This window comes from Pseudonocardia sp. Ae150A_Ps1, from assembly GCF_001932315.1.
Lineage (GTDB): Bacteria > Actinomycetota > Actinomycetes > Mycobacteriales > Pseudonocardiaceae > Pseudonocardia.
Genome location: NZ_MCIJ01000001.1, coordinates 2,937,978 through 2,964,688, shown reverse-complemented (window position 1 = coordinate 2,964,688; position 26,711 = coordinate 2,937,978). Strand labels below are relative to the sequence as shown.

The window sequence follows — 26,711 nt, the reverse complement described above, 5'->3', positions numbered from 1 at the left end:
TTGCGATTCCACACCGTGACGACCTCCGCCGCGGCCCCGCGGAGCGCGGCCTGTGGTCTCGACGGGGTCCACCTCTCCTGGGATCTGCTCGCCACGCAGGTCGGCCGGCCGACGACCGCACCGGCCGGTCTGCCGGAGATCGTCGCCAGGACCGCCGAGGTCGTGCAGGCCACATCGCTGCCGGTCCTCGTCGATCTGGGCAACGCGGCCGCAGACGTCCACAGCCGAGCCGCGCTCGCCCACACCGTCCAGGTGCTCGAGGAAGCCGGCGCGACAGGGGTGTATCTGGACGATGTCGTCACCGGCGAACGGTCCTCGGGGCCCGGTCCGGCCGACGCCGACGACGTGACCGCCCGGGTCCGCACCGCCGTACGCGCTCGCCGCGACCCGGACTTCCTGATCGGGGCCCGCACGACCGTCCGTGCCGAGGGTGGGCTCATCGACAGCGTCGATCGTGCCCGCGCCTGTGTCGGCGCGGGGGCGGACCTGATCGTCGTCGAGGCGCCGAACTCGGACACCGCCTACACGGTGTTCCGCGAGGCCCTCTCCGTCCCGCTGCTGGCGACCACGACCACGACCACGACAACGACCACCGTCGCCGGCAGCGACCCGACCTCCGTCCCGCCGCTCACCGTCCCGCAGCTCGCCACCTTCGGCATGGACGTCGTGATCCACCCCGTCACCCCCGCCGCGGGCACCGGGGACCGCCACCGGCCGTGGCGGCCGGGCCCCGCGTGAAGCAGCACCGCGAGTTGTCGCCGATGCGCTCCGGCCCGGAGTCCGTCGCGACGCCGTCGAGGAGCCGGGCCACCGACCCTCCTGAAGGAGAACAGTCCATGACCGAGAACGTTCCTGATACCCGGGTCCGACGTGGCCTGGTGGGCGTCACCGCCGACACTACGTCGATCTCCGACGTCGATCCCTGCCACAACGTGCTGCTCTACCGTGGTTATCCGGCATCCGAGCTCGCTGAAAGCCACACATTCGTCGAGGTCGCCCACCTGCTGTGGACCGGGGAACTCCCGGACCCCGTCGAGCTCGCAGAGCTCGAGCGCCGTGAACGGGCCCAGCGGATGCTCGCCCCGGAACTGGAGCGGCTCCTGCTGGCGCTGCCCACCGACTGCCACCCGATGGATGTACTGCGTACCGCCGTGAGCTGGATCGGCTCCGCCGATCCGGCGACCACGGACCGCTCGGCCGAAGCCAGTGCCGACAAAACGGTGCACCTGCTCGCGGTGCTTCCCACGGTCGTGGCGCTGGACCAGCGGCGCCGCCGTGGGCAGCGGCCGATCGCACCGCGGGAGGACCTGGGGCATGCCGAGAACGTCTTCCACATGACCTTCGGAGCGATTCCCGAGCCTGAGATCGTGCGGGCGTTCGAGGCTGCAATGATCCTCTACGCCGAGCACAGTTTCAGTGCCTCCACCTTCGCCGCCCGGACCGTCACCTCCACCCGGTCGGACCTCTACAGCGCGGTCGTCGCCGCCCTCGGAGCCCTCAAGGGCGAGCTGCACGGCGGCGCGAACGAAGCGGTCATGAACCAGTTCGACGACATCGGCGACCCCGACCGTGTCGACGAGTGGCTGACCGCACGGCTCGAGGCCGGCGACACGGTCATGGGCTTCGGTCACCGGGTGTACAAGCGCGGCGACTCCCGGGTCCCCGCCCTGCACGCCCGCATGCGCCGGGTCGCGGAGATGCGCGACGAGCGGGCACTGATGGCGCACTACGAAGTGCTCGCCGGCGCGATGCTCCGGGAGAAGGGCCTGCGTCCCAACCTCGACTACGCCGCGGGCTCGCTGTTCCACCTCATGGGTTTCGACACCCCGATGTTCACCGCGCTGTTCGCGGTGTCGCGAATCAGCGGCTGGACCGCGCACGTGATCGAGCAGGCGGCCGACAACATTCTGATCCGACCGGTCGCGCGCTACGCAGGAAAGGCGCGGAGGGAGGTGCTGGCTATTCGATGAGACTCTGATTCTCGCGTCGGAAAGACCGGACGGGCAACATGGCCCGCCCGGTCTTTCGCATGTCTTGAATCGCAGTCGAATTCGTGTCATGGAACACATCTCCCCAGTTCGTGGACATAGATGGACGTCCGACTTTATGGTCGTTGACGCCGGTCGGGCGATACTCGGTCACGCCGCACCATGCCGATCGGAGACTGTTTCGTCGTCGTCGAGCAGGGAGACCCATGCCCGAGGTAATCGATCATCTCGTTTCAGGAAAACAGTGGCGCGGTACGTCGACGCGGTTCTCCGATGTCTCCGATCCGAATCGCGGAACCGTTCGTTCCCAGGTCCGGCTCGCCTCCGCAGCCGACGTGGACGAGGTCGTGCGAGTGGCCGTGCAGGCGCAACGGGAGTGGGCGTCGTGGAACCCGTAGCGCCGGGCGCGGGTGTTGCTGCGCTTCCTGCAGCTCGCGGACGCTCACCTCGACGAGCTGGCGGCGCTGCTGTCCGCCGAGCACGGCAAGACGCTGCCCGACGCGCGCGGGGACGTTCAACGTGGCCTGGAGGTCGTCGAGTTCGCCGCCGGTGCGCCGCACCTGCTCAAGGGGGAGTACTCGAGCGATGCCGGTCCGGGGATCGACGTGTACTCGATGCGTCAGCCGCTCGGTGTGGTCGCGGCGATCACGCCGTTCAACTTCCCGGCGATGATCCCGCTCTGGAAGGCGGGGCCGGCACTGGCGTGCGGGAATGCAGTGATCCTCAAGCCGTCCGAGCGCGACCCGTCGGTGCCGGTGCGGATCGCGGAACTGTTCGCCGAGGCCGGGCTCCCGCCGGGCGTGCTGAACGTGCTGCACGGCGACCGGGAGGCGGTCGATGCGCTGCTGGTCCACCCGGACGTCGCTGCCGTCGGGTTCGTCGGATCGACTCCGATCGCGCAGCACGTCTATGCGACGGCCACGGCGCACGGCAAACGTGCGCAGTGCTTCGGCGGGGCCAAGAACCACCTGGTGGTGCTGCCGGACGCGGATCTGGACCAGGCTGCCGACGCGCTCTCGGGTGCGGCGTTCGGTTCGGCCGGCCAGCGGTGCATGGCGATCTCGGTCGCGGTCCCGGTCGGCGAGCAGACCGCGGACCGGCTGGTCGCGAAGCTCGCCGAACGAGCCCGCGGCCTGCAGATCGGCCGCTCCGACTCGGAGACCGCCGATCTCGGGCCACTGGTCGGCGCGGACGCCCTGGAACGGGTGACCGGAGCGATCACCGCGGGCGTGGCGGAGGGCGCCGAGCTGGTCGTCGACGGTCGCGGCGTCGCCGCTCCCGAGGGCGGCGAGGGTGGCTGGTTCGTCGGTGGGACGTTGTTCGACCGCGTCACCACCGACATGGACCTGTACCGCACCGAGATCTTCGGCCCGGTGCTGTCGGTGGTCCGTGCCGCCGACTACGGCGAGGCGCTGCGCATCGCGAACGCGCACGAGTACGGCAACGGCGTCGCGATCTTCACCCGCGACGGCGACGCCGCCCGCGACTTCGCCGCCCGGGTGGAGACCGGCATGGTCGGGGTGAACGTGCCGATCCCGGTACCGATCGCCTACCACACCTTCGGCGGCTGGAAGGCGTCCGGATTCGGCGACCTCAACCAGCACGGCCCGGACGCGTTCCGCTTCTACACCCGCACCAAGACCGTCACCTCGCGCTGGCCCTCCGGGATCAAGGACGGCGCCTCCTTCGTGATCCCGACGATGTCATGACCACGGCCGACACGTCCGACCTGGCCGAGCTCGACGAGATCCAGCAGGCACTCGTCGACACCGCGCAGGAGTTCGCCACCGAGCGGATCGCCCCGCACGCGGTCGACTGGGACCGTGACAAGCACTTCCCGGTCGACGTGCTGCGCGAGGCGGCGAAGCTGGGTATGGCGGCGCTGTACGTCGCCGACGAGCATGGCGGCACCGGACTGTCCCGGCTCGACGCCGTGCTGGTGTTCGAGGCCCTGGCGACCGGCTGCCCGTCGCTGGCGGGCTACCTGTCGATCCACAACATGGTCGCCGGAATGATCGACCGCCACGGTACCGACGAGCAGCGCGAACGCCTGCTGCCCGCGCTGTGCTCGATGGACGAGCTCGGCAGCTACTGCCTCACCGAGCCCGACGCCGGATCCGACGCGGCCGCGCTGCGGACCACCGCCGTGCGCGACGGCGAGGGCTGGGTGCTCGACGGTGTCAAACAGTTCATCTCCGGGGCCGGCACCTCCGATCGTTACCTCGTCTTCGCCCGCACCGGCGCAGCGGGCGCGGGCGGGATCACCGCCTTCGTCGTGCCGAAGGGGGCCGCGGGTCTGGAGTTCGGCCCGAACGAGGACAAGATGGGCTGGAACGCCCAGCCCACCCGGCAGGTGATCCTGCGCGATGTCCGCGTCCCCGACACCGACCGGCTCGGCGAGACCGGCGGCGGCTTCCGGATCGCCATGGGCGGGCTGGACGGCGGGCGGCTCAACATCGCCGCCTGCTCGCTCGGCGGAGCCCGCGCCGCACTGGACAAGGCCGTGGCGCACCTGACGGACCGGCAGGCCTTCGGTGGGCCACTGGCACGGCAGCAAGGCCTGCGGTTCCGCATCGCCGACGCCTACACCGAGCTGGCAGCCGCCCGGCTGCTGCTGCACCGCGCCGCCCGCGCCGCCGACGCCGGTGAACCGGCCGCGACCCGGCTGTGCGCGATGGCCAAACGGCTGGCCACCGACACCGGCCACGAGGTCGCCGACACCGCCCTGCAGCTGCACGGCGGCTACGGCTACCTCGCCGAGTACGGCATCGAGAAGATCGTGCGGGACCTGCGCGTGCACCGGATCCTCGAAGGCACCAACGAGGTGATGCGCGTGATCGTCTCCCGCGGACTGATGGGAGCGGAACGATGAGCGAGGTGGACATCGACCGGGCCGGCGGGATCGGCCGGATCGTCCTGAACCGGCCGGAGGCGATCAACGCCCTCACCCACGACATGGTGCGCGAGATCCACACTGCGCTGCAGGAGTGGATCGACGACGACACCGTCGGCGCCGTGGTGCTGACCGGGGCCGGGGAACGCGGGCTCTGTGCCGGCGGCGACATCCGCGCCATCCACGACGACGCGAAGACCGGTGGGGAAGCCACCCGCGCGTTCTGGCGCGACGAGTACCACCTCAACGCCCTGATCGGGAGTTACCCCAAGCCGTTCGTCGCCGTGATGGACGGGCTCGTCATGGGCGGCGGGGTCGGGCTCAGCGGGCACGCCAGCCACCGGATCGTCACCGAGCGGACCCGCATCGCCATGCCCGAGGTCGGGATCGGCCTGGTCCCCGACGTCGGCGGGACCTGGCTGCTGGCCCGGGCGTCCGGGCAGCTGGGGCTGCACGCCGCGCTGACCGGGACCACGCTCGGCGCCGGAGACGCGCTGGCCATGGGGCTCGCCGACTGGTACGTGCCCACCGACAAGGTCCCCGCCCTGCTCGCCGCCCTCGGCGACGTCCGCGCCACCGGGCCCGACCTGACCGAACTGCTCGGACACCTGCTCCAGGAGCTCGCCGAGCCCGAGCCGGAACCGGCGCTGGGCCCCTCGCGGTGGTGGATCGACCGCTGCTACGCGTCCGGGACCGCCGAGGAGATCGTCGCCGATCTCGCCGCCTCCGGAGTGCCCGACGCCGAGGACACCGCCAAGACGATCGGGCAGAAGTCCCCGACGTGCGTGAAGGTCGCGCTCGCCGGCATCCGCCGCGCCCGCGACCTCACCTCGCTCGAGCAGGCCCTGGACCAGGAGTTCCGAGTTTCGCTGCGGTGTCTGGAAGTCCCTGATCTGGTGGAGGGCATCCGGGCGCAGGTGGTCGACAAGGATCGCACCCCGCGGTGGGCGCCCGCGGTGCTCGAACACGTGGACCACGACCTGGTGCAGGCGTACTTCGCGCCGCTGACCGACACCGCCGAGCTGGGACTGGGGGACGACCGATGAGCAGGATCGCCGTGGTGGGGCTGGGCAACATGGGCGGACCGATGGCCGCCAACCTCGTCGCCGCCGGACACGACGTCACGGGCTACGACCCGGTGCCCGCGGCGCAGGAGGCCGCGGCCGCCGCCGGTGTGTCGGTCGCGGTCTCCGGGCCGGCGGCCGTCGCCGACGCCGCGGTGGTGCTGACGATGCTGCCCACCGGGGAGCACGTCCTCGCCGCCTGGGACCAGCTGCTCCCGGTCGCACCCGCGGCGGCGCTGTTCGTGGACTGCTCGACGATCGACGTCGCCTCGTCCCGGGCCGCGCACCAGCGGGCGGCCGCCTCGTCGCACCCCTCGGTCGATGCCCCGGTCTCGGGCGGGGTGGTCGGCGCCGAGGCCGGGACGCTGACCTTCATGGCCGGCGGCGAGCAGGACGCCCTCGCCGCCGCCGGGCCGGTACTCGACGTGCTCGGCAAGCGCACCGTGCACTGTGGCGGCCCCGGAGCGGGGCAGGTCGCGAAGATGTGCAACAACATGGTGCTGGGTGTGTCCATGATCGCTGTCTCGGAGGCGTTCGTGCTGGCCGAGCGACTCGGGCTGGACCCCCAGGCGCTCTACGACGTCGCCTCCACCTCCTCCGGGCAGTGCTGGGCACTGACCACGAACTGCCCCGTACCCGGGCCCGTTCCTGCCAGCCCCGCCAACCGCGACTTCAGCGGCGGGTTCGCCGCCCAGCTGATGCTCAAGGACCTCCGGCTCGCCGAGGCCGCGGCCGCGGAGGCCGGTGTCGAGCTCGCGCTGGGCAGGCGCGCGACCGAGCGCTACAGCGAGTTCACCGGCCGCGACGACCGCGTCCGGGACTTCTCGGCGATCATCACCGACATCCGGAAGGGCAGCTGATGAGTGACTACACGACGATCCTCGTCGACACCCCGGCGCCGGGCGTGGGCCTGGTCCGGCTCGATCGGCCGAAAGCGCTGAACGCACTCGACGAACAGCTCATGCACGACGTCGTCGCCGCGGTCCGGACGTTCGACGCCGACCCGGCCGTCGGCGCCGTCGTGATCACCGGCTCGGAACGGGCGTTCGCCGCCGGCGCCGACATCGCCGAGATGGCCGGCCTGACCCACGACGAGGTGGTGCGCCGGGACCTGTTCGCCGGCTGGGACGCGATCACCGGCCTGCGCACCCCGCTGATCGCCGCGGTCGCCGGGCACGCCCTCGGCGGCGGCTGCGAGCTGGCGATGCTGTGCGATCTGCTGATCGCCGCCGACACGGCCCGGTTCGGCCAGCCCGAGATCAAGCTCGGGGTGATCCCCGGGATCGGTGGGTCCCAGCGGCTCACCAGGGCCGTCGGCAAGGCCAAGGCCATGGACCTGTGCCTGACCGGCCGGACGATGGACGTCGAGGAGGCGGAACGCGCCGGGCTGGTCAGCCGGATCGTGCCCGCCGACGAGCTGGTCACCCACGCCGTCGAGGTCGCGGCGACGATCGCCGGGATGTCGCGCACCGCGGCCGCGGCGGCCAAGGAGGCCGTGGACGTCGCGTTCGAGTCCAGCCTGGCCGAGGGCGTGCGGTTCGAGCGCCGGACCTTCCACGCCTTGTTCGCCACTTCGGACCAGAAGGAGGGGATGGCGGCGTTCCTGGAGAAGCGCACGCCGGACTACGGCGCCCGCTGAACCGGGCGCCCCCGGTCACGGCGAGAGGACGACCAGGGGACAGTCGGCCGACGGATGCTCCAGCACGGTCGCGGTGACGCCGTAGACGGCGCCGATCCGCTCCGGCGTGAGCACCTCGGCGGGCGTCCCCGTCGCCACCGCCCGGCCGCCGTCGAGCAGGCAGATCCGGTCGCAGTACCGCGCGGCGAGGTTCAGGTCGTGCAACGCGACGAGCGTGGGCAGCCCCAGCTCACCGACCAGCTCCAGGAGTGCGAGCTGGTGCCGGACGTCGAGATGGTTGGTCGGCTCGTCCATCACCAGCAGCGACGGCCGTCCCACCAGCGCCCGCGCCACCAGTGCCCGCTGGCGTTCCCCGCCGGACAGCGTGGCGAGCCGGCGCCCGGCGAGCCGGGTGAGGTCGAGCAGCTCCAGTGCCGCTCCGACCAGGGCGTGGTCGACCGGGTCGTCGGCCTGCAGCGCCCGCTTGTGCGGGGACCGGCCCATCGCGACGATCTCGCGGACCGTCAGCGGGAAGTCGGTCGGCACGTCTTGCATCACCACACCGACCCGGCGGGCCACCCGTCGAGCGGGCCCCTCCTGGACGTCGGTGCCGTCGACCAGCACACGTCCGGACGCGGGCCGGTTGACCCGGTAGACGGTGTGCAGCAGCGAGGACTTGCCGCTGCCGTTCGGTCCGAGCAGCCCGACCGTCTCGCCGGCCCCCACCTCGAGCGACACGCCGTCGACCAGCGTCGCGGCGTAGCAGCCAGACGAAGAACGGTCCGCCGACCAGCGCGGTCACGATCCCGACCGGGATCTCCTCGGGGCTGATCACCGTGCGGGCCACGAGATCGGCGAGCACGGTGAACACCGCGCCGACCAGCACCGCGACCGGCAGCCCGCGGCGATGCCCGGCGCCGACCATGAAGCGCACGACGTGCGGAAGCATCAGCCCCACGAACCCGATCACGCCGCTCACCGCGACGGTCACCCCCACCAGCACCGCGATCACGACGAACATCAGCTGCCGGAACCGGTGCACGTCCAGGCCGAGTGCCCCGGCGCTCTCGTCACCGGCGAGCAGCAGGTCGAGTTCGCGGGCCCGTCCCAGCAGCAGCACCAGGCCCGCGACCAGGACGACCGCGGGGCCGAGCAGCAGCTCCCAGCGGGCCGCGCCGAACCCGCCGAGGGTCCAGAACAGCACCTGCGAGGCGAGGGTGGGACTGGGTGCGGTGAGCACCAGCAGGCTGGTCAGCGCGGACAGCACCGACCCGACCGCGACACCACCGAGGATCAGCCGCAGCACGGTGATCCGGCCGGCCGAGCGGGCGATCGTCAGGACCACGGCCAGCGTCGCCAGTGCCCCGGCGAAGGCCGCGACGTTGAGCGTCAGCGCCCCGGCCCCGAGCAGCCCGAACCGCATCACGACGACGGCGCCGGTCGCGGCGCCCGAGGAGACCCCGATGACGCTCGGACCGGCGAGCGGGTTGCGGACCACCGCCTGCAGGACCATCCCGGCCACCGTGAGTGTCGCCCCGACGAGGGCGGCCAGCAGGACCCGGGGCAGCCGGGTGTCGGCGACGATGAGGTCCTGCGCACGGGACCAGTCCGGGGCGGGGACCAGGGCGGTCCCGCCGAGGCGGTGCGCGAGGATCCGCCAGGTCTGCGACCACGGCACCGCCACCGATCCGGTCGCGAGCGCCGCCCCGGTGACGGCGACGAGCAGCACCGCGAGCCCGGCGACGACCAGGGGCAGCGGGTACCGTCCCGCGGCCCGTGCGACGGGACCGGCGGCGGCGCCGCGCGGGAGGGCGCCGTCGGGCCGCAGGACGGCGACGAGCTCGGCGCGCCGGGTCACCGGAAGCGGTCGGGGTGCAGGTCCCGGGCCAGCTGTTCCACGGCGTCGACGGACCGCGGGCCGGGCTGGGCCTCGGACAGCGCGACGGTCGGGAACGCACCCGTGGCGAGGGCTGGGACCGCCGCGATCGCGAGTGTCGACCGCAGCGTGGCGATCTTCGACTCGACGCTGGGCTCGAGGTAGTCGTAGATCAGGATCACCGCGGGACGCCGCTGCGCGACCTGCTCCCAGGACACCTGGGGCCAGCGCTCGGCGACGTCGTCGAACACGTTGCGCCCGCCGGCCCGTTCGATCATCTCGGTGAGGATCGCCTTGCCGCCCGCGGTCCGCGGTGCGTCGGCGCCGCTGTTGTAGACGAACACCGGCACCGGCTCCACGTCACCCAGCTGCGCGCGCACGCGGTCCAGTCGTCCGCGCAGGTCGCCGACGCTCGCCGCCGCGCGGTCGGGCACGCCGAAGATCGCACCGATCCGGTCCATCTCGCCGAACAGGTCCTCGAAACCGGACCTGCCCTCGCGGCACGACTCGGGATTGAGGTGGGTGTCGATCCCCAGCTCGGCCAGCCGCGGCCGGGTGTGGCCGTTGGACTCGGAGAACCCGTCCGGGTATCCGGAGTAGACGAAGTCCGGCTCGGCGGCGACGAGCTGCTCCAGCGACGGCTGGCCCGGCGCCAGCACCGGGACCCCGGCGTAGGCCTCGGCGTACTTCTCGCCGATCGGCCGGTTCTTCAGGTACGACGTGCCGACCATCGCGTCCTGCAGACCCAGCTCGAGCATCAGCTCGGTGGCGTTCGAGGTGAGGGTGACCGCACGGGCCGGCGGGGCGGTGTAGGTCGTCGTGACACCGCAGTTGTCGTCGGTGACGGGGAAGCCCTCCGCCGTCCCTCCTCCCGGCGCGGGGGCGTCCTGCACGGCGGAGCCGCAGCCGGCAAGCAGCAGCACGGCGGACACGGCGACGGCCACGAGGGCCGGACGGGATCGGATCACCCGGACAATCTATGAAAGATTGATCAGGTGTCGAGGGTGAATTGGGGTGTCCTGACCCACGCTTCCGGCCCGCGGGACTCTGCGGCCGAGCTGTCCGACACCGTCCGGCTGGCCGTGCTCGCCGAGGAGCTGGGCTTCGGCTCGTTCTGGATCGCCCAGCACCATCTCGGTGCACAGCAGGGCCACGCGTCGTCCCCGCTCGTCGTGCTGGCCGCCGTCGCCGCCCGGACCGGGCGGATCCGGCTGGGGACCGCGGTCGTCGTCGGGCCGCTCGAGCAGCCACTACGGCTGGCGGAGGACGCCGCGACGGTGGACGCGCTGAGCGGTGGCCGCCTGGAGCTGGGCGTCGGTGCGGGATCCGACGCGGTGGCGGCGGACGCGTTCGGCGTGCGGCCCGAGGAGCGGCACGCCCGGCTCGCCGAGGTGCTGGACGTGCTGGCCCGCGCGGACGTCGTCCCAGCGGTCCGGGGCCTGCGCGGGCGGACCTGGCTTGCGACGTCGTCCGAGGACGGGGTCGCGGTGGCCGCGGCCCGCGGCCTGGGCCTGCTGTCGGGCAGGCGGTCCGGCCTGTCCGGGCCCGACGACGTCCGCTCCGCCCGGTTGCTCGCCCGCTTCCGCGCGCTGGGCGGGCGGCGGGTCGGGCTCTCCCGCCCCGTCGTGCCGGGTGCGTCCCGGGTGGCCGTACACGACCTGCTCGCGCCGCACGTCGCACGGTGGGGCCGCGATCCGGCGGCGCACCTGCGCGCGGGCAACGTGTACGCGGGGACCGAGCAGGAGGTGGCCGCCGGGCTGGCGGCCGACCCGTGCCTCCCCTACGCGACCGACCTGCTGTGCCACGTCCAGCCCGCCCGGCTGCCGTTCGCCGAACTGGAACCCGTGGTGCGCCGCACGGCCGCGCTGGCAGACCGGGTACCGCCGGTGCCGGCCGGACCTGCCCGTGATCGACGGGCGGGCCCGGCCGGTGGGGGACCGGCTGGTCAGCCGGGGTCCGGGACCTCGCGGCGTGCCGAGCCCTCGTAGGCCGCCAGCGGGCGGATGAGGGAGTTCGCCGCGAGCTGCTCGGTGATGTGCGCGGTCCAGCCGGTGATCCGGGATATCACGAACAGCGGGGTGAACATCGGGATGTCGAACCCCATCAGGTGGTAGAGCGGGCCCGCCGGGTAGTCGAGATTCGGGTGCAGGCCCTTCTCCCGCAGCATCGCGGCGGCCAGCGCCGAGTGCGTCCCGAGCAGCTCCTGGGCTCCACGCAGCGCGACGACCTCCTCCAGCGCCGTCTGCAGGGTCGGCACCCGGGAGTCGCCGCGCTTGTACACCCGGTGCCCGGATCCCATGATCTTCTTCTTGTTCGCCAGCGCGTCGGCCAGCCACGCCTCGGCGGCGTCCGGGCCGTCGATCTCGGCCAGCATGTGCATGACGGCCTCGTTCGCCCCGCCGTGCAGCGGGCCCTTCAGCGCACCGATCCCCGCGACGACGGCGCTGTACAGGTCCGACAACGTCGAGGTCACCACTCGTGCGGTGAACGTCGAGGCGTTGAAGCTGTGCTCGGCGTAGAGGATCATCGAGACCTCGAACGCCCGGACCACCTCGGGCTCGGGGAGCTCGCCGAAGGTCATCTGGAAGAAGTTCGCCGCGTACCCCAGGTCCGGGTCCGGCGCGATCGGGTCCAGCCCGCGGCGACGGCGCTGGTCGAGTGCGACGACGGTGGGCAGTGCGGCGAGCAGCCGCAGCGACTTGGCCTGGTTGGCCCCGGCGTCGTCCTCCTGCGCGTCCTCCGACCCGAGCCAGCTCACGGCGGTGCGCAGGGTGTCCATCGGGTGGCAGCTGTCGGGCGTGGCGAGCAGCAGCGACTGCAGGCTGCGGTGCAGCGGCCGCAGCGCCTTCTCCCGCGCGTCGAGGTCGGCCAGCTGTGCGGCGTCCGGCAGCTCGCCGTGCCAGAGCAGGTGCGCGACCTCGAGGAAGCTCCCGCGCGCGCACAGGTCCTGCACCGGGTAACCGCGGTAGAGCAGCGAGTTGGTGTCGGAGTCCACCTTGGAGATCGCCGTCGTGTCGGCGACGACTCCGGCGAGGCCCTTGTGGATCTGCGGAGGTGCGTCGGTGACGGTCATGCGGGGTCCTCCTCGTCGAGGTGGCCGGCGAGCGTGGCGTCGAACTCGCCGTAGGCGTCGTAGCGGATGAGCTCGTAGAGCCGGGCCCGGGTCTGCATGCGGTCCACCACGCCGGCCTGGGTCCCGGTGCGGCGGATCTCGGCGAGGCCGGCCTCGGCGGCACCCATGGCCAGCCGGAGCAGGGTCACCGGGTAGATGACGACGTTCACGCCGAGCTTCTCGAGGGTCACGGTGTCCAGCAGCGGGCTCCTGCCGAACTCGGTCATGTTCGCCAGCAGCGGGACGTCCAGCGCGTCGCGGAACGCGGCGTACTCGTCCGGCGAGGTCAGCGCCTCGGCGAACACCATGTCCGCCCCGGCCTCGACGTAGGATCGCGCGCGGGCGATCGCCGCATCCAGGCCCTCCACCGCGCGGGCGTCGGTCCGGGCACAGAGGACGAACGCCTCGTCGCGCCTGCCCCGGACCGCGGCGCGGATCCGGGTGCACATGTCGTCGGTGGACACGAGTTCCTTGCCGGACAGGTGGCCGCAGCGCTTCTGGTCGATCTGGTCCTCGAGGTGGCAGCCGGAGACCCCGGCGTCCTCGAACGTCTGGATCGTCCGGGCCACGTTGGCCGGGCCGCCCCAGCCGGTGTCGGCATCGACGAGCGTGGGCAGGCCGGTGGCGCGGGCGATGGTGGCCGCCCGCCCGGCCACCTCGGTGGCGGTGGTCAGGCCGACGTCGGGCCGCCCGAGCTCCGCCGAGAGCATCGCGCCCGAGACGTAGACGCCGTCGAAGCCCTGTTCGGCGATCAGCTGGGCGGACAGCGCGTTGAACGCGCCCGGGAACTGCAGCAGCCGTCCGCTCGCCAGCGCCTCCCGCAGCGCGACCCGCCGCTCGTGCGCCGTCGTGGTCGTGCCGAGCATCAGAAGACCCCGCGGTCGGAATGGGTGGCGAGCGCCGTCGGGACGACCGTCAGCTCGCCCAGCTCGTCCGCGGTGAGCTCGGGCAGCCGCAGCGCGGCGTCGAGGAACCGGTCCTGCTCCACCCGGTCCACCAGGTCGCGGGCCAGGTCGCGGAACTTGCCCAGGTACTCGTCGCGGCCGAACGGGCGGGCGCCCAGTGGGTGCGCGTCGGCGACCGCGATCTCGTCGACGAGCGTCCGGCCGTCGTCCAGGGAGACCTCCACCCGGCCGCCGCACGCCTTCTCGGCCGGGTCCGCCGAGTGGTACCGGCGCGTCCACTCCGGATCCTCCACGGTGGAGACCGCGTGCCAGAGCCGGACGAGCTCGTCGTCGGTCGGGCGGTGCGGCGGGTAGGACCGCTCGTGGTGGAACCCGCCGTCGAGCAGCGCCACGGCGACGATGTAGGGGATCGAGTGGTCCAGGGTCTCCCGCGACGCCTTCGGGTCGTACTTCTGCGGGTCGCCCGAGCCGGAGCCGACCACGTAGTGCGTGTGGTGGCTGGTGTGGATGACGATGCTGCGGACCTGTTCCGGGCCGCCCGCCTCCCGGATGCGGGGCCCGAGACGCCGGGCGAGGTCGATCAGCGCCTGGCTCTGGTACTCCGCGGAGTGCTCCTTGGTGTAGGTCTGCAGGATCGCCCGGGGTGCCTCACCGCGCTCCGGCAGCGGCACCGTGTAGCCGGCGTCCGGACCGTCCAGCAGCCACGCGATCACCCCGTCCTCGCCCTCGTAGATCGGCGACGGCGCGCCCTCGCCGAGCATGGCGCGGTCCGCGGCCTCGATCGCGACCTTGCCGGCGAAGGCGGGTGCGAAGGCCTTCCACGACGAGATCTCGCCCTTGCGGGACTGCCGGGTCGCGGTCGTGGTGTGCAGGGCCTGCTGCACCGCCTGCCAGGTGATCTCGGTCGGCAGGTCGAGCAGCGCGCCGATCCCGGCGGCGACCGACGGGCCGAGGTGCGCCACGTGGTCGATCTTGTGCTGGTGCAGGCATATGCCGGTCACCAGGGCGACCTGGACCTCGTAGGCCACGGCGACGGCACGGGTCAGAGCGGCACCGTCGGCGCCGACGTGTTGGGCGACGGCCAGTAGCGGGGGAATGTTGTCGCCGGGGTGGGAGTAGTCCGCGGCGAGGAACGTGTCGTGGTAGTCCAGCTCGCGCACGGCGACGCCGTTCGCCCACGCGGCCCACTCGGGCGAGACCCGCTCGCGGGTCCCGAACACCACGGAGCCGGCCCGGCCCGCGGCCGGGGCGTGGCGCAGGGCCTGCGCCCGCGCGGCGACGACCGGCCTGCGGTCGAGCGAGGCCACGGCCACGCCCGCGTTGTCGACCAGCCGGTTCACGACCATGTCGGCGACCTCGGCGGGCGGGGCGATCCGGTCCGCCGCGACCTCGGCGATCTTCCAGGCCAGCTGGTCGGGGCGGGCGAGGTCCTCCTCGCTGCGATGGACCCGGACCTTGTGCTCGATTGTCATGCGATCTCCTCGTACGGGAGCGGATAGGCCTTCGAGGGATAGGAGTGGAAGCCGCGTCCGCTCCGCCTGCCGTGCCGGCCGGCCTCGACCATCCGGCGCAGCAGCGCGGGCGTGACGAACTGCGGTTCGCAGTGCTCGGCGTGCATCGAGTCGGCGACCCGGGCGAGTGTGTCGAGGCCGATGAGGTCGGCGAGCTCCAGCGGGCCGGTCGGATGCGCGCAGCCGACACGCATCGCCGCGTCGACGTCCTCCGCGGTCGCCGTGCCGGCCTCGACCAGCCGGATCGCCGCGAGCAGGTACGGCACGATCAGGGTGTGGACGACGAACCCCGCCCGGTCCGGCACCCGCAGGGTCCGCCGCCGCAGGGTGTGGGTGACGAACAGCTCGGCCCGGTCCACGGTCCGCGGCTCGGTGCCGAGTGCCGGGACGATCTCGACCAGCGGCAGCACCGGTGCGGGCGGCAGGAAGTGCAGGCCGACCACGGCACCGGGTCGATCGGTGGCGCCGGCCAGCAGCGTGACGGGCAGCGACGACGTGGTCGTCGCGATCAGCGCGTCGTCCGTCTTGACCACACCGGACACGGTGCCGAGCACGTCGCGCTTCACCGACGCGTCCTCGGTCACCGCTTCGACCACCAGTTCGCGGTCGGTGAGCTCGCCGGGATCGGTCGTGACGCGCAGCCGCCATGCCGCTCGCTCCCGCTCGGCGTCGGAGAGCCTGCCGGTGCGGACGTCGCGGTCGAGCCGGTCGAGCAGACGCATCCGCCCGTGCTCGGCTGCGGAACGCGACCGGTCCACCAGGAGCACGTCACGGTCGGCACGTACGCACGCGCCGGCGACCGCAGTGCCCAGCGCGCCTGCTCCGACGACGCCGACCCGTTCGATCCCCTGCACCCGGCCCTCCCTCCGCCGATGTCGACGGCGGTGAGCCTGCGCCTGTGACGGCGGGGTGCGCGAGGGAACCACGACGGCGGCGAATCCGTGCGTACTTCCGCGGCGTTCCTGCGAAGTCTGCTAAGGCCGGACGAACCGACCGGATCCGCCCGGCCGGCGTCGCCTGCGCATCCGGGGTGGTTCCCCGGATCTCAGCCGTACAAGCGCTCAGCGTTGTCGCGCAACACCATTCGCGCCAGCTCGCCGTCTCCTGTCGCGGCGACGAGCCGGGCGTACTCGCCCTCCCGGTCCCCCCACGGCTCGTCGGAGGCGAACAGCCCCCGGTCCGCGCCGAGGCCCCGCTTCTCGATCTCCGCGGCGAGCCAGCGGGGGGCGAACCCGATCGCCCAGCTGGTGTCGGTGTAGACCTGCTTGCCGCGCTCGATCCAGTCGAAGAAGCGGCCGCCGACCAGTTTGATGTGCCCGCTCATCCCGCCGCCGAGGTGCACCAGGTGCAGCCGGACGTCGTCGGCGTAGCGCTCGACCAGCTCGCCCACCTGGTCGATGTCGGAGTTCCCGCCCGGCGAGGTGTGCACGTGCACGGTGAGGTCGTGCTCGCGGGCCGCCGCGAAGATCGCGTCGAGCTGCGGGGTGCAGGCCGGGTCGGTGGGGCTGCCGCCGAGCAGGAAGCTGGTCTTGATGATCCGCACGCCGGGTTCGCCGGCCAGGGCCAGCGCGTCGGCGGTGCCCGCGGCGTCCTGCGGGCGGGGCGAGACCCAGATCCCGGCGCGGACCCGGTCGTCAGCGGCGGCCGCCTCCAGACACAGCTGGTTGAGGGCGAACGACGGTGCCGGGTCGGGCACCCCGTAGTTCGGCATGACGACGGCGAGCTCGGTGCCCTCGGCATCGAGGTCCCGGCCGAGCTCGGCCACCGTCGCCCGGGCCGAGACGTCCGGGTGCACCGGGGGCCCGCCGTAGAACGGGTAGGCGGGCAGGACACCGATGTGGCGGTGCGCGTCGTGCGGGACCGGGGCGTTCACACCGGTCAGTCTGAGCAGACCGGGCCGCCCACCGGGGGCGGGCGGCCCGGACCGTCACATGCTCTTCACACCGATCTGACCGCGCCGACGCATCCGGTGCCCGCCCACCGGTCCCGGCCGGGCCGCCGCCCCGGGCACGCCGTACGGGTCCGGACGATCCGCGCCGAGATGCGGACCAGCGTCGGGTGGAGATCGTCCGACGACGCTGAGACGCATCTCGGCGGGGCGGCGGGTCAGTCCCACTCCAGGGAGCCGCCGGTGCGGTACTCGGTCACCCGCGTCTCGAAGAAGTTCTTCTCCTTCCGCAGGTCCATCGCCTCGCTCATCCACGGGAACGGGTTGTCGGCCTGGCCGAACAGCGGCGCCAGGCCGATCTGCTCGGCCCGCCGGTCGGTGATGAAACGCAGGTACTGCTCGCACGACTCGGCGGTCAGCCCGAGCATCCCCCGCGGCATGGTGTCGCGGGCGTAGGCGACCTCCAGCTCGCAGGCCTCGTGCAGCATCGCGCGGATCTCGGCGGCGAACTCCGCCGTCCACAGGTGTGGATTCTCGATCTTGATCTGGTTGATGCAGTCGATGCCGAAGTTCAGGTGGATCGACTCGTCGCGCAGGATGTACTGGTACTGCTCGGCGACGCCGACCATCTTGTTCCGGCGGCCCAGAGCGAGGATCTGCGCGAACCCGGTGTAGAACCACATCCCCTCGAACACGACGTAGAACGCGACGAGGTCGCGCAGGAACGCCCGGTCGTTCTCCGGGGTGCCGGTGCAGAAGTCCGGGTCGGACAGCGCCTGGGTGTAACGCAGCGCCCACGCGTCCTTGTCGGTGATCGACGGGACCTGCCGGTAGGCGTTGAATAGCTCGCCCTCGTCGAGCCCGAGCGACTCGCAGACGTACTGGAAGGTGTGCGTGTGCACGGCCTCCTCGAACGACTGCCGCAGCAGGTACTGCCGGCACTCCGGGTTGGTGAGGTGCCGGTAGACGGCGAGCACGACGTTGTTCGCGACCAGCGACTCCGCCGTGGCGAAGAAGCCCAGGTTGCGGGTGAGCATCAGGCGCTCGTCGTCGGTCAGTCCGTCGCGGCTGCGCCACAGCGCGATGTCGGCCTGCATGGCGACCTCGGTTGGCATCCAGTGGTTCGAGCAGCCGGCCAGGTACTTGTCCCACGCCCAGTGGTACTTCAGCGGCAGGAGCTGGTTGACGTCCGCTCGCGCGTTGATCATGCGCTTGTCGTCGGCGTCGATCGGGGCCGCGCCGCGGTCGATCTCGCCGAGGCCGGTCGTGTCGGGGTCGTTCTCCACGGTGGTCACTGGCAGGCCTCGCAGTCGGGGTCGTCGATCGAGCAGGCGGCGGCGGGATCGAGGTCGAGCTCCATCTCCGCGGTCGCGGTGGAGTCCGCCGGGCCGGTGGACGGCGCCCCGGTCGTCACCGGCCGGACCACCGCCGGGCCAGGGGTGGCGGCCGTGCCGGGCACCGGCACGGCGGGGACCGTCGCGGCGGGCGAGGCCGCAGGCCCGGCAGGCCCGGACGTCCCGGTCGGGACCCCGGTCAGCCGCCCGTCGGTGCCCTTGAGGGTGGACTTCTCCACCGACGTCGCCGCCCGCGTCCGCAGGTAGTAGGTGGTCTTGAGGCCGGAGCGCCACGCGAGGCGGTACAGCTCGTCGAGCTTCCGCCCGCTCGGCCCGGCCAGGTACAGGTTCAGCGACTGGGCCTGGTCGAGCCACTTCTGCCGCCGCGACGCGGCCTCGACCAGCCACCGCGGCTCGATCTCGAACGCCGTCGCGTACAGCTCCTTGAGGTCGCCGGGCACCCGGTCGATCTCGGCCAGTGAGCCGTCGAAGTACTTGAGGTCCGAGACCATCACCTCGTCCCACAGGCCGCGCTCCTTGAGGTCGCGGACCAGGTGCGGGTTGACCACGGTGAAGTCGCCGGACATGTTGGACTTCACGTACAGGTTGAGGTGGATCGGCTCGATGGACTGCCCGACCCCGCAGATGTTCGAGATCGTCGCCGTCGGGGCGATGGCGAGCACGTTGGAGTTGCGCATCCCCTGGGTGCGGACGGTCTCCCGCAGCGACGCCCAGTCCAGTGTGGAGGACCGGTCGACCTCCAGCTCGCCCTCGCCGCGGGCGTCGGCCAGCAGGTCGAGCGAGTCGATCGGCAGGACGCCGCGGCTCCACAGCGAGCCCTCGAAGCTCGCGTAGCGACCACGCTCGGCCGCGAGGTCCGACGACGCGGCGATCGCGTGGTAGCTCAGGACCTCCGCGCTGACGTCGGCGAACCCGACCGCGGCCTCGCTGCCGGGCGCGATCCGCTGCAGGAACAGCGCGTCGGAGAAGCCCATCATCCCCAGGCCGACCGGGCGGTGGCGCAGGTTGGACCGGCGGGCCTCCGGGATCGTGTAGAAGTTGATGTCCACGACGTTGTCCAGCATCCGGACCGCCGTGGTCACCGTGCGGCGCAGCTTGTCCGCGTCCAGCCCGTCACGCGTCACGTGCGCGGCCAGGTTGACCGAACCCAGGTTGCAGACGGCGACCTCGCCCCGGTCGTCGTCGTGCCCGGCCCGGGTGTTGAGCGTGATCTCCGTGCACAGGTTCGACGAGTGCACGACGCCGGCGTGCTGCTGCGGGCTGCGCAGGTTGCACGGGTCCTTGAACGTGACCCACGGGTGTCCGGTCTCGAACAGCATGGTCAGCATCCGCCGCCACAGGTCCACCGCACGGACCGTCCGGTGCACCCGCAGCTCGCCCCGCTCGGCGGCGGCCTCGTACGCGCGGTACCGCTCGGCGAACTCGAGGCCGTAGAGATCGTGCAGGTCCGGCACCTCGTCCGGGGAGAACAGCGTCCACGTGGTGTCGGCCTCCACCCGGCGGAGGAACTCGTCGGGCACCCAGTTCGCGGTGTTCATGTCGTGGGTGCGACGGCGGTCGTCGCCGGTGTTCTTGCGGAGGTCGAAGAACTCCTCGATGTCGGCGTGCCACGTCTCCAGGTAGGCGCACGCCGCGCCCTTGCGCTTGCCGCCCTGGTTGACGGCGACGGCGGTGTCCCCGGCGATCTTGAGGAACGGCACGACGCCCTGCGAGACACCGTTGGTGCCGCGGATGTGCGCGCCGAGACCACGGACCGGGGTCCAGTCGTTGCCCAGCCCGCCGGAGTACTTCGCGAGCAGCGCGTTGTTGCGGTAGCCGCCGAAGATCGAGTCGAGGTCGTCGTCGACGGTGGTGAGGAAGCACGACGACAGCTGCGGCCGGGTCGTGCCGGAGTTGAACAGCGTCGGGGTGGAGGCCATGAAGTCGAAGCTCGACAGCAGCTCGTAGAACTCGATCGCGCGGGCCTCGCGGTCGACCTCGCGGACGGCCAGTCCCATCGCGACCCGCAGGAAGAACGCCTGGGGCAGCTCGAACCGGGTGCCGTGCTCGTGCAGGAAGTACCGGTCGTACAGGGTCTGGAGGCCGAGGAAGCCGATCTGCAGGTCGCGCTCGGGGTGCAGCGCCGCCGTGACGCGGTCCAGGTCGAACGTGGCCAGCTCGGCGTCGACCAGGCCGATCGCGATCGCGTGCCGCAGGTAGTCCTTCGTGTAGGACGCGTAGTCCCGGGCCATCGTGGCCTGGTCCGGGGTCTCCCGGGTGCCGGACAGGTGCGAGACCGCCTCGGCGCGCAGCCGGTCCATGAGCAGCCGCGACGCGACGAGCGAGTAGTCCGGCTCCCGCTCGACGAGCGTCCGGGCCGCCATGACGAGGGCCTGCGAGAGCTCGTCGGCGGTGATGCCGTCGTAGACCGTGCGGTCCAGCTCGGCCAGAACGGGGGCGGCCTCGACGTCGTCGATCCCGTCGAGGGCCTCGGCCAGCACGGTCTCGACCCGGCCGCGGTCCAGCGGGGCCCGCGTGCCGTCCGGGCCGGTGACGTGGATCGTCGTGCTCGCTCCGCCGGCGTCGGGGTCGCTCGCACGTGCCTGCGCCTGCTGCTCGCGGTAGAGCACGTAGGAGCGGGCGACCTTGTGGTGCTCGCCGCGCATGAGCGCGAGCTCGACCTGGTCCTGGATCTGCTCGACCTGCACGACCGGCGTCGGGTGCCGGTGCAGCGCCGCGACGACCTGGCCGGTCAGCTCCTGGACGAGCGGGTGCAGCCGGGACGACGACGCCCCGGCGCCGCCCTCGACGGCCAGGAACGCCTTGGTCATCGCCACCGAGATCTTCGAGGCGTCGAAGCTCGTCTCGGAACCGTCGCGCCGGATCACGCGCAGCGCGGCCGGTGCGATGCCGTTCGGTGAGGCAGGGGGAGCGGTGGATGCGGTCACGGGCTCTCTCCTCGCGAGTCGCCGTCGGTCCGTGACCGCGCGCGAGGTGAGGAGACGGCGCCGGGCGCCGCACCCTGGCGCCCTCCCGCGAGGCCCCGGAGCAGCGCACACCGGGCGGTGCGCGCACCGGTGGCAGGTCTTCGGACTCACGGGTATCGGGCGCCTTCGGCGCCCGTGAGTGGTTGTCGCGGCCTGAGCCGACTTTTCCACTCACGAGTGCCGCAGGCGCCCGGCCTACTGGCCGTCGCTTCCCGGGAGGGTCTCCCAGTGCTCGTGACGGCGGTCGTTCCCGTTCACCGCTGCGGGGCAGTCCCGGATTCGCACCGGGTTCCCTCTTGCCTCACCGACCCGGGCGGGCCGGTGAACCACCAGCGCCGCGGACACTACATCTAGGGCTGCGCTCAGTTCGAGACCCCTAGGTGTCCGGATGTCGAGCCGATTCGTCACGTGCGGTGAACGTCGCAGGTCCGGTGCGGTCGGGCGCCTCGACACTCCACCCCGGCGGGTGACCGTCGTCGCGATCGAAGGCGGGTTCCCCTGTGGACGGAGGCCGAATAGCGTCGGGGCGCAGGTGCATCCGCTACGCAGGAGGAGTTCCGTGGTCGTCGCCCCCGATCTCGACGCCGGGCACTGGCTGGCCCGGTGGGACGCCCAGCAGACCCGCTACGTGCCCGACCGCGAGGACCTGTTCGGGCTCGCCCTCGACGTCGTCGCCGGGCTCGACGCCGGCCCGGGGCGGTTGCTCGACCTCGCCTGCGGCCCGGGGTCCCTGGCCTCGCGGGCGGCGGACCGCTTCCCCGGGGCCGAGATCGTCGGCGTGGACGTCGACCCGGTGATGCTCGAGCTCGCCCGCCGTACCACCGGGGACCGGGTCCGCTGGGTCGACGCCGACCTGTCCGGCCCGGAATGGACGGAGCAGGTGGGCGGCCCGTTCGACGCCGCCGTGTCGGCGACCGGATTGCACTGGCTGCAGGAGGGCGCCCTGCCCGCGCTCGCGGCGCAGCTCGCCGGGACCCTGCGACCGGGCGGGGTGTTCGTGAACGTCGACACCCTCCTCGCCGACCCGGCGGCACCGCGCCTCGCCGCACTGACCCGGCGGCTGCGCGAACAGCGGACCGAGCGCGGTCTCGCCACCGGTGAGGACTTCCGCGCCTGGTGGGACGCCCTCGCCGACGAGCCCGCGCTGGCCACGGAGTTCGCCGAGCGCGAGCGCCGGTTCGCCGATCACGTGGCAGGCGGATCGACCCTCCCGGCCTGGGAGGACGCGCTGCGCGGAGCCGGCTTCGCCGAGGTGGGGACCCTGACCCAGACCTTCGACCGCCGGATGCTGGTCGCGATCCGCTGACCCGCCGGGCACCCGATCCGACCGACACAGCCGCACAGGGTGGTGGGCCACCGCACGGGACAGGTCCTGTGCGATTGCGACGCGGTGTGAGCGGCGTGCGCGGACGCTGTGCGGCTGTCGGGCCGGGACTGCGACGGCGCGGACACCGTGCCGCGCGGTCCCCATGCCCGGCAGCCGCACAGGTCGAGGCGCAGCCGCACAGGTCGACGGCCGCCGGTAGCGCTGCCGCACAGGGTGCCGGGCTCCCGCACGAGCTAGGTCCTCTGCGGTTGTCCCGCGAGGTGTGCGGTGAGGACGGATCCTGTGCGGCGACCGTGCCAGGTGCGCGGTGAGCGCGGCGCGCCCGAGGCATGTAGCCGCACAGGGTGCCGGGCTGCCGCACGGGCTCGGCCCTGTGCGGTGATCCCGCAGGATGCGCGACAAGGCCGGAAGCTGTGCGGCTTCGGGAGCAGGGCGGCTCGGGCCCGGGCGCAGGGCCGGGCGGTCGGCTGCGTCGCGTGTCGGGCCGGTGGTCAGGCGAGCCGGGCGCCGGCGAAGTTCGCCCAGGCGAAGGTGTTGGGCCGCGCCGGTTCCAGCCCGGCGACCCCGCCGGACACACCGACGTTCCAGTTCCGCACGCCCCAGACCAGTCCGCCCGAGTCGGCGCGCAGGGTCTGCATGATGCGGCCGAAGCCGTCGGTGCGGGCGGCCTCGTCGTCGGTGCCGATGGCGCCGTAGTAGAGCCGGTCGATCTCCGGGTTGCGGTAGCCGGTGAAGTCGTAGGTGGGGGTGGAGGTGAGCATCCGGCGTCCGACGTAGTCGGGGATCGGCAGCGCACCGGTGCTGTTCTGGGAGAACACGCCCTGCTGCCGGATGGCCTTGAAGTAGTTCTCCGACGGCAGCGCACGGGGCGTCACCCGGAGCCCGATCCCGTCGAGCTGCCGCGCGACGACGGCGGTGGCGGCGTCGAAGTTCGGGTCGGCCCCGCTGGTCTGGAGCTCGACGGCCAGCCCCTGCGCGCCGGCGTCGGCCACGAGGGCCCGGGCGCGATCGACGTCCCGGGTGACCTGGGGGACGTCCGGGTAGTAGCGCAGCCCCTGCCCGAACATGTCGTTCCCGGGCCTGCCGCGCCCGAGCAGCGCGATCCGGACCAGCTCCTCGCGGTCGATGCCGAGCCGGACGGCCTCGCGCAGCCGCGGGTCGTCGAACGGCGGGCGGTCCACCCGGAGCACCAGGAACTGGTTCGCCGACGCAGGGGCCGACAGTGCCGAGGCCCGCGCGTCGCCGTCGAGCCGGGCCGCTCCCGCCGGGGTGAGGTCGTGCGCGTAGTCGATCTGGCCGGAGAGCAGCGCGCCGATCCGGGCCTCCTCGTCGTCGACCGGGAGGAACTCGAGCTCGCCGATCGCCGGCCTGCCGTCCCAGTGGCCGTCGAACGCGGTGTAGAGCGCCGGGCCGCCCGGGGTGAAGGAGGCGAAGCGGAACGGGCCGGTGCCGACGGGGGCGTCGAACGTCGTGGCCCCCTGCTGGACGATCTCGGTGCCGGGTGCGCCCCAGGCCAGCGGGAACACGAAGTTCGGGCGGTTCAGGACGAGCTCCAGCTCCCGCGGCGCCGTCGCCCGTGACGCGGTGAGGTCGAGATCGCGGAACAGCGCGGCGGCGATCCCGGTGGTCGCCGGGTCGGTGATGCGGCGTAGCAAGTACAGGACGTCGTCGGCGGTCAGCGGCCGGTCGTCGTGGAACCGGGCGTCGCGCAGCACGATCCGCCAGCGGGTGCCGGAGGGGTCGCTCTCCCAGGACTCGGCGAGCCGGGGCTCCGGCGTCATGTCCTGCGACCAGCCGGTGAGCGTGTCGAAGCACGCCTTGGCTCGCGCCTGGTCGACGTAGAGGGGCAGGACGTGCGGGTCGAGGGACTCGCGGGATCCGCCCGCGGCGACCGCGGCCCGCAGCCGGTCGGTCCCGGAGCCGGAACCGCCGCCGCAGCCGGCGAGGACGAGCCCGGCGGCGCCGAGTCCCGCGGCGAGGAACCCGCGCCGGGTGAGTTCCGGGGGCCTCATCCCGCCGCCCTCAGACCGGGGGCGAAGACGTGCCCGTCCAGCTCGGCGGGCCGTTCGGCCACGCCCGGCCCGCCCGCGCGCACCCAGCGCGCGAGGGCGTCGGCGGCGTCGTGGTCGAGCACCCGCCGCAGCCAGACCGGCCGGGCGCCGGACCGGCGGGCCGAGGGGACCGGGCCGACCACGACGACGTCGGAGTCGGCGCACGGGCCCAGGCAGTCGCTGGTCCGGAGACGGGCGTGCCCGTCGGTGCCGGCGGTGATCCGGTCGAGGACGGCGGCGTGGTCGACGCCCGGGTGCTTCCGGCCGGAGCCGCAGCAGCACCCCCGGCAGACCGTGACGGCGGGGAGCGCGGACATGGCGGCGACATTACGTCACATATGACGAGGTGTTCAGTAATGAAGGACACGCCGACAGGAGTAGCGCCCGGTCCCACCGGGAATCCCGCCCGGACCACCGAGGAGAGGGATCGCGATGAGCCACCACGTACTGGACGCCGCGGGCGTGACCACGCCGGCGGTCGTCGTCGAGAAGCTGCACGACGCGGAGCGGGCGAGCACGGCGTGCGCGTCCGCGATGGTCGCGGGCGGCGGGATGGAGCGGGAGGTGCTGCTCGCCCTCGACTGCGCGGACCTGTGCTCGGCCGCGGCGCGGGTCCTGGGCCGGCGGGCGGCGGACCGGGCCGTCGCCGAGACCGCGGCCGCCGCGGCACTGCGGGCCTGCGAGGCGAGCGCGGCCGCCTGCGGCGCGCACGCCGACCATCACGAGCACTGCCGGCTGCACGCCGAGACCACCACCGAGACCGCGGCGGTCCTGCGCGAGCACCTCGGTATCTGACCCCTACCTGGTCGTCGCCGGGGCGGGCGTGTCCACGACCCGCCCGTCCGCGAGCGCGAGGACCCGGTCCGCCGCGGCCACGGTGGACGGGTCGTGGCTGATCAGCACGACGGCGAGACCGTCGTCGTGCCGGGCCCGCGCGAGCTCGGCGAGCAGCAGCGCGCGGTGCCGGCCGTCCAGCGCCGAGGTGGCCTCGTCCGCGACGAGCACCGACGGCCGCGCCAGCAGGGCCCTGGCGACCGAGGCCCGCTGCAGCTGGCCGCCGGACAGGCCGCCCGGACGCCGGCCGGTGTCCGCCGGCGCCAGCCCGAGCCGTCCGAGCAGCGCGGTCGCCTCCGCTCGTGCGTCGGCGCGGGGCAGCCCGCGCAGCAGCTCCGCGGGGCGGGCGACCTGGTCGAGCACCGGGCGGTGGTCGAGGAACGCCGACCGGTAGTCCTGGTGCACGTACTGGACGGCCCGGCGGTCCCCGGTCGCGCGGGTGCCCGCCACGAGGATCCCGCCGTCGCTCGGGACCAGCCCGGCCAGCGCCCGTCCCAGGGTGGTCTTGCCCGCCCCCGACGGCCCGACGACGGCGAGGCAGCCACCCCGCTCCACCGCCAGCCCGACGCCCGCGAGCAGCGTGATCCCCCCGGCGGTCCGGACGGACAGGTCCGTCACCTCCAGCAACGGGTCACCGGGCGGCCGCTGCACGGGCCCGGCCTCCGCCACCGGCGGCCCGAGCACCTCCCGGGCGGTGCCGCGCCGGGCGGGCCTGCCGGCGTCGAGCTCGAGCACGTCGTCGGCGAGCCTGCGGGCCGTGTCCAGATCGTGGGTGAGCAGCACCAGCGCGGTCCCGGCGCGGGCGAGCGCGGCCAGCTGCCCGATCACGGCGCCGGTGGTGTCCGGGTCCAGGCCGGTGGTGGGTTCGTCCAGCACGACGACGTCGGGGCCGGTGACCAGCGTCTGCGCCAGCGCCATCCGCTGCTGCTGGCCACCCGAGAGCTGGTGCGGGAACCGGCGGGCGAGCCCGGGCTCGGTGCCGAGCCCGGCCCGCTCGAGGGACTCGGCGACCGCTGCTGCGCGGGCCGCCCGGCGGGCACGCCCGCGTCCGTGCACGGTCGCGGCCAGCTCGTCGAGGACCGGACCGACCCGGCGGACCGGGTCGAGGACGACGCCGGGGTGCTGCGGCAGGTGCCCCACCCGTCCCGCCCTGGCCTGGCGCAGCGCGCCGGGGGAAGGCACGAGGAGTTCGGTGCCGTGCACCCGCACCGAGCCGTCGAGATCCACCCCGGTTGCCGCTTCGCCGAGCAGGGCCAGACCCAGTGTGGACTCCCCGCGCCGGACGGGCCCACCACGGCCAGCACCCGGCCCGGGAGGAGGTCG

Annotated in this window: 21 protein-coding genes, 2 pseudogenes and 1 riboswitch; of the genes and pseudogenes, 10 read left to right on the top strand and 13 right to left on the bottom strand. The window is 73.1% G+C overall.

Annotated elements, in window-relative coordinates:
* Positions 1 to 15 precede the first annotated feature (15 nt).
* From Ae150APs1_RS13715 to Ae150APs1_RS13685, 7 genes and pseudogenes are all read left to right on the top strand, one after another.
* Complete coding sequence (locus Ae150APs1_RS13715) at positions 16 to 738, top strand: isocitrate lyase/phosphoenolpyruvate mutase family protein (RefSeq protein WP_075297941.1); 723 nt, start codon at positions 16 to 18, stop codon at positions 736 to 738.
* Positions 739 to 836: 98 nt separating this feature from the next.
* Entirely contained in the window at positions 837 to 1,970 is a 1,134-nt protein-coding gene (locus Ae150APs1_RS13710) for a bifunctional 2-methylcitrate synthase/citrate synthase (protein WP_075297939.1), read from the top strand.
* 224 nt (positions 1,971 to 2,194) lie between these two features.
* Positions 2,195 to 3,697, top strand: a pseudogene (locus tag Ae150APs1_RS13705) (CoA-acylating methylmalonate-semialdehyde dehydrogenase).
* The gene (locus Ae150APs1_RS13700) at positions 3,694 to 4,860 is read left to right on the top strand and encodes an acyl-CoA dehydrogenase family protein (RefSeq protein WP_075297937.1); all 1,167 of its coding nucleotides are present in this window, start codon (positions 3,694 to 3,696) and stop codon (positions 4,858 to 4,860) included. The pseudogene Ae150APs1_RS13705 and the gene Ae150APs1_RS13700 overlap by 4 nt, the downstream one beginning before the upstream one ends.
* Positions 4,857 to 5,927, top strand: a complete 1,071-nt coding sequence (locus Ae150APs1_RS13695) for an enoyl-CoA hydratase/isomerase family protein (RefSeq protein ID WP_075297935.1) — start codon at positions 4,857 to 4,859, stop codon at positions 5,925 to 5,927. The genes Ae150APs1_RS13700 and Ae150APs1_RS13695 overlap by 4 nt, the downstream gene beginning before the upstream one ends.
* Positions 5,924 to 6,805 (top strand): 3-hydroxyisobutyrate dehydrogenase, encoded by an 882-nt coding sequence (gene mmsB / locus Ae150APs1_RS13690; protein WP_075297933.1) that lies wholly within the window; start codon positions 5,924 to 5,926, stop codon positions 6,803 to 6,805. Before Ae150APs1_RS13695 ends, mmsB begins: the two co-directional genes overlap by 4 nt.
* Positions 6,805 to 7,584, top strand: a complete 780-nt coding sequence (locus tag Ae150APs1_RS13685) for an enoyl-CoA hydratase (protein ID WP_075297931.1) — start codon at positions 6,805 to 6,807, stop codon at positions 7,582 to 7,584. The genes mmsB and Ae150APs1_RS13685 overlap by 1 nt, the downstream gene beginning before the upstream one ends.
* A gap of 15 nt (positions 7,585 to 7,599) precedes the next feature.
* Here the strand turns inward: Ae150APs1_RS13685 and Ae150APs1_RS13680 are convergent, their stop codons facing one another.
* The 3 genes and pseudogenes from Ae150APs1_RS13680 to Ae150APs1_RS13670 all read right to left on the bottom strand — a co-directional run bounded on the left by Ae150APs1_RS13680 (position 7,600) and on the right by Ae150APs1_RS13670 (position 10,407).
* Entirely contained in the window at positions 7,600 to 8,301 is a 702-nt protein-coding gene (locus tag Ae150APs1_RS13680) for an ABC transporter ATP-binding protein (RefSeq protein ID WP_249266332.1), read from the bottom strand.
* Between the two features lie 76 nt (positions 8,302 to 8,377).
* A pseudogene (locus tag Ae150APs1_RS13675) lies at positions 8,378 to 9,241 on the bottom strand (iron ABC transporter permease); the annotation flags it as partial.
* Between the two features lie 176 nt (positions 9,242 to 9,417).
* Positions 9,418 to 10,407, bottom strand: coding sequence for an ABC transporter substrate-binding protein (locus Ae150APs1_RS13670; RefSeq protein WP_075297927.1), 990 nt, complete (start codon positions 10,405 to 10,407; stop codon positions 9,418 to 9,420).
* Positions 10,408 to 10,434: 27 nt separating this feature from the next.
* On the opposite strand from Ae150APs1_RS13670, the gene Ae150APs1_RS13665 reads away from it, so the two are divergent.
* The gene (locus Ae150APs1_RS13665) at positions 10,435 to 11,427 is read left to right on the top strand and encodes an LLM class flavin-dependent oxidoreductase (protein ID WP_249266331.1); all 993 of its coding nucleotides are present in this window, start codon (positions 10,435 to 10,437) and stop codon (positions 11,425 to 11,427) included.
* Here the strand turns inward: Ae150APs1_RS13665 and Ae150APs1_RS13660 are convergent.
* The 7 genes from Ae150APs1_RS13660 to Ae150APs1_RS13630 all read right to left on the bottom strand — a co-directional run bounded on the left by Ae150APs1_RS13660 (position 11,385) and on the right by Ae150APs1_RS13630 (position 21,137).
* Positions 11,385 to 12,512: a bifunctional 2-methylcitrate synthase/citrate synthase gene (locus tag Ae150APs1_RS13660; protein ID WP_075297923.1), complete on the bottom strand. Its 1,128-nt coding sequence runs from the start codon at positions 12,510 to 12,512 to the stop codon at positions 11,385 to 11,387. The genes Ae150APs1_RS13665 and Ae150APs1_RS13660 overlap by 43 nt on opposite strands.
* The gene (gene prpB / locus Ae150APs1_RS13655; protein ID WP_075297921.1) at positions 12,509 to 13,417 is read right to left on the bottom strand and encodes a methylisocitrate lyase; all 909 of its coding nucleotides are present in this window, start codon (positions 13,415 to 13,417) and stop codon (positions 12,509 to 12,511) included. The genes Ae150APs1_RS13660 and prpB overlap by 4 nt, the downstream gene beginning before the upstream one ends.
* The gene (locus tag Ae150APs1_RS13650) at positions 13,417 to 14,928 is read right to left on the bottom strand and encodes an MmgE/PrpD family protein (RefSeq protein ID WP_075297919.1); all 1,512 of its coding nucleotides are present in this window, start codon (positions 14,926 to 14,928) and stop codon (positions 13,417 to 13,419) included. Before Ae150APs1_RS13650 ends, prpB begins: the two co-directional genes overlap by 1 nt.
* Positions 14,925 to 15,821 carry a 3-hydroxybutyryl-CoA dehydrogenase gene (locus Ae150APs1_RS13645; protein WP_075297917.1) on the bottom strand — a complete coding sequence of 299 codons (897 nt, stop codon included), beginning with the start codon at positions 15,819 to 15,821 and terminating at the stop codon, positions 14,925 to 14,927. Before Ae150APs1_RS13645 ends, Ae150APs1_RS13650 begins: the two co-directional genes overlap by 4 nt.
* Before the next feature lie 191 nt (positions 15,822 to 16,012).
* Positions 16,013 to 16,840, bottom strand: coding sequence for an amidohydrolase family protein (locus Ae150APs1_RS13640; protein WP_075297915.1), 828 nt, complete (start codon positions 16,838 to 16,840; stop codon positions 16,013 to 16,015).
* A gap of 233 nt (positions 16,841 to 17,073) precedes the next feature.
* Positions 17,074 to 18,150 (bottom strand): ribonucleotide-diphosphate reductase subunit beta, encoded by a 1,077-nt coding sequence (locus tag Ae150APs1_RS13635; protein ID WP_075297913.1) that lies wholly within the window; start codon positions 18,148 to 18,150, stop codon positions 17,074 to 17,076.
* Positions 18,147 to 21,137 carry a ribonucleoside-diphosphate reductase subunit alpha gene (locus tag Ae150APs1_RS13630; RefSeq protein ID WP_083680116.1) on the bottom strand — a complete coding sequence of 997 codons (2,991 nt, stop codon included), beginning with the start codon at positions 21,135 to 21,137 and terminating at the stop codon, positions 18,147 to 18,149. Before Ae150APs1_RS13630 ends, Ae150APs1_RS13635 begins: the two co-directional genes overlap by 4 nt.
* Before the next feature lie 113 nt (positions 21,138 to 21,250).
* Positions 21,251 to 21,522, bottom strand: a riboswitch (cobalamin riboswitch).
* A gap of 213 nt (positions 21,523 to 21,735) precedes the next feature.
* Between Ae150APs1_RS13630 and Ae150APs1_RS13625 the strand changes: the two genes are divergently transcribed.
* Positions 21,736 to 22,482, top strand: coding sequence for a class I SAM-dependent methyltransferase (locus Ae150APs1_RS13625; RefSeq protein WP_075297911.1), 747 nt, complete (start codon positions 21,736 to 21,738; stop codon positions 22,480 to 22,482).
* A gap of 512 nt (positions 22,483 to 22,994) precedes the next feature.
* Here Ae150APs1_RS13625 and Ae150APs1_RS13620 read toward each other — a convergent pair.
* Both Ae150APs1_RS13620 and Ae150APs1_RS13615 read right to left on the bottom strand, forming a co-directional pair.
* Positions 22,995 to 24,515 carry an ABC transporter substrate-binding protein gene (locus Ae150APs1_RS13620; RefSeq protein ID WP_075297909.1) on the bottom strand — a complete coding sequence of 507 codons (1,521 nt, stop codon included), beginning with the start codon at positions 24,513 to 24,515 and terminating at the stop codon, positions 22,995 to 22,997.
* A complete protein-coding gene (locus Ae150APs1_RS13615; protein WP_010234641.1) occupies positions 24,512 to 24,871 on the bottom strand; it encodes a hypothetical protein in 360 nt (119 codons plus the stop codon). The genes Ae150APs1_RS13620 and Ae150APs1_RS13615 overlap by 4 nt, the downstream gene beginning before the upstream one ends.
* 115 nt (positions 24,872 to 24,986) lie before the next feature.
* On the opposite strand from Ae150APs1_RS13615, the gene Ae150APs1_RS13610 reads away from it, so the two are divergent.
* Positions 24,987 to 25,349 (top strand): hypothetical protein, encoded by a 363-nt coding sequence (locus tag Ae150APs1_RS13610; RefSeq protein WP_075297908.1) that lies wholly within the window; start codon positions 24,987 to 24,989, stop codon positions 25,347 to 25,349.
* A 3-nt stretch (positions 25,350 to 25,352) separates the two neighbouring features.
* On the opposite strand, the gene Ae150APs1_RS13605 is transcribed toward Ae150APs1_RS13610, so the two are convergent.
* The gene (locus Ae150APs1_RS13605) at positions 25,353 to 26,615 is read right to left on the bottom strand and encodes an ATP-binding cassette domain-containing protein (protein WP_249266330.1); all 1,263 of its coding nucleotides are present in this window, start codon (positions 26,613 to 26,615) and stop codon (positions 25,353 to 25,355) included.
* Between the last annotated feature and the right edge of the window lie 96 nt (positions 26,616 to 26,711).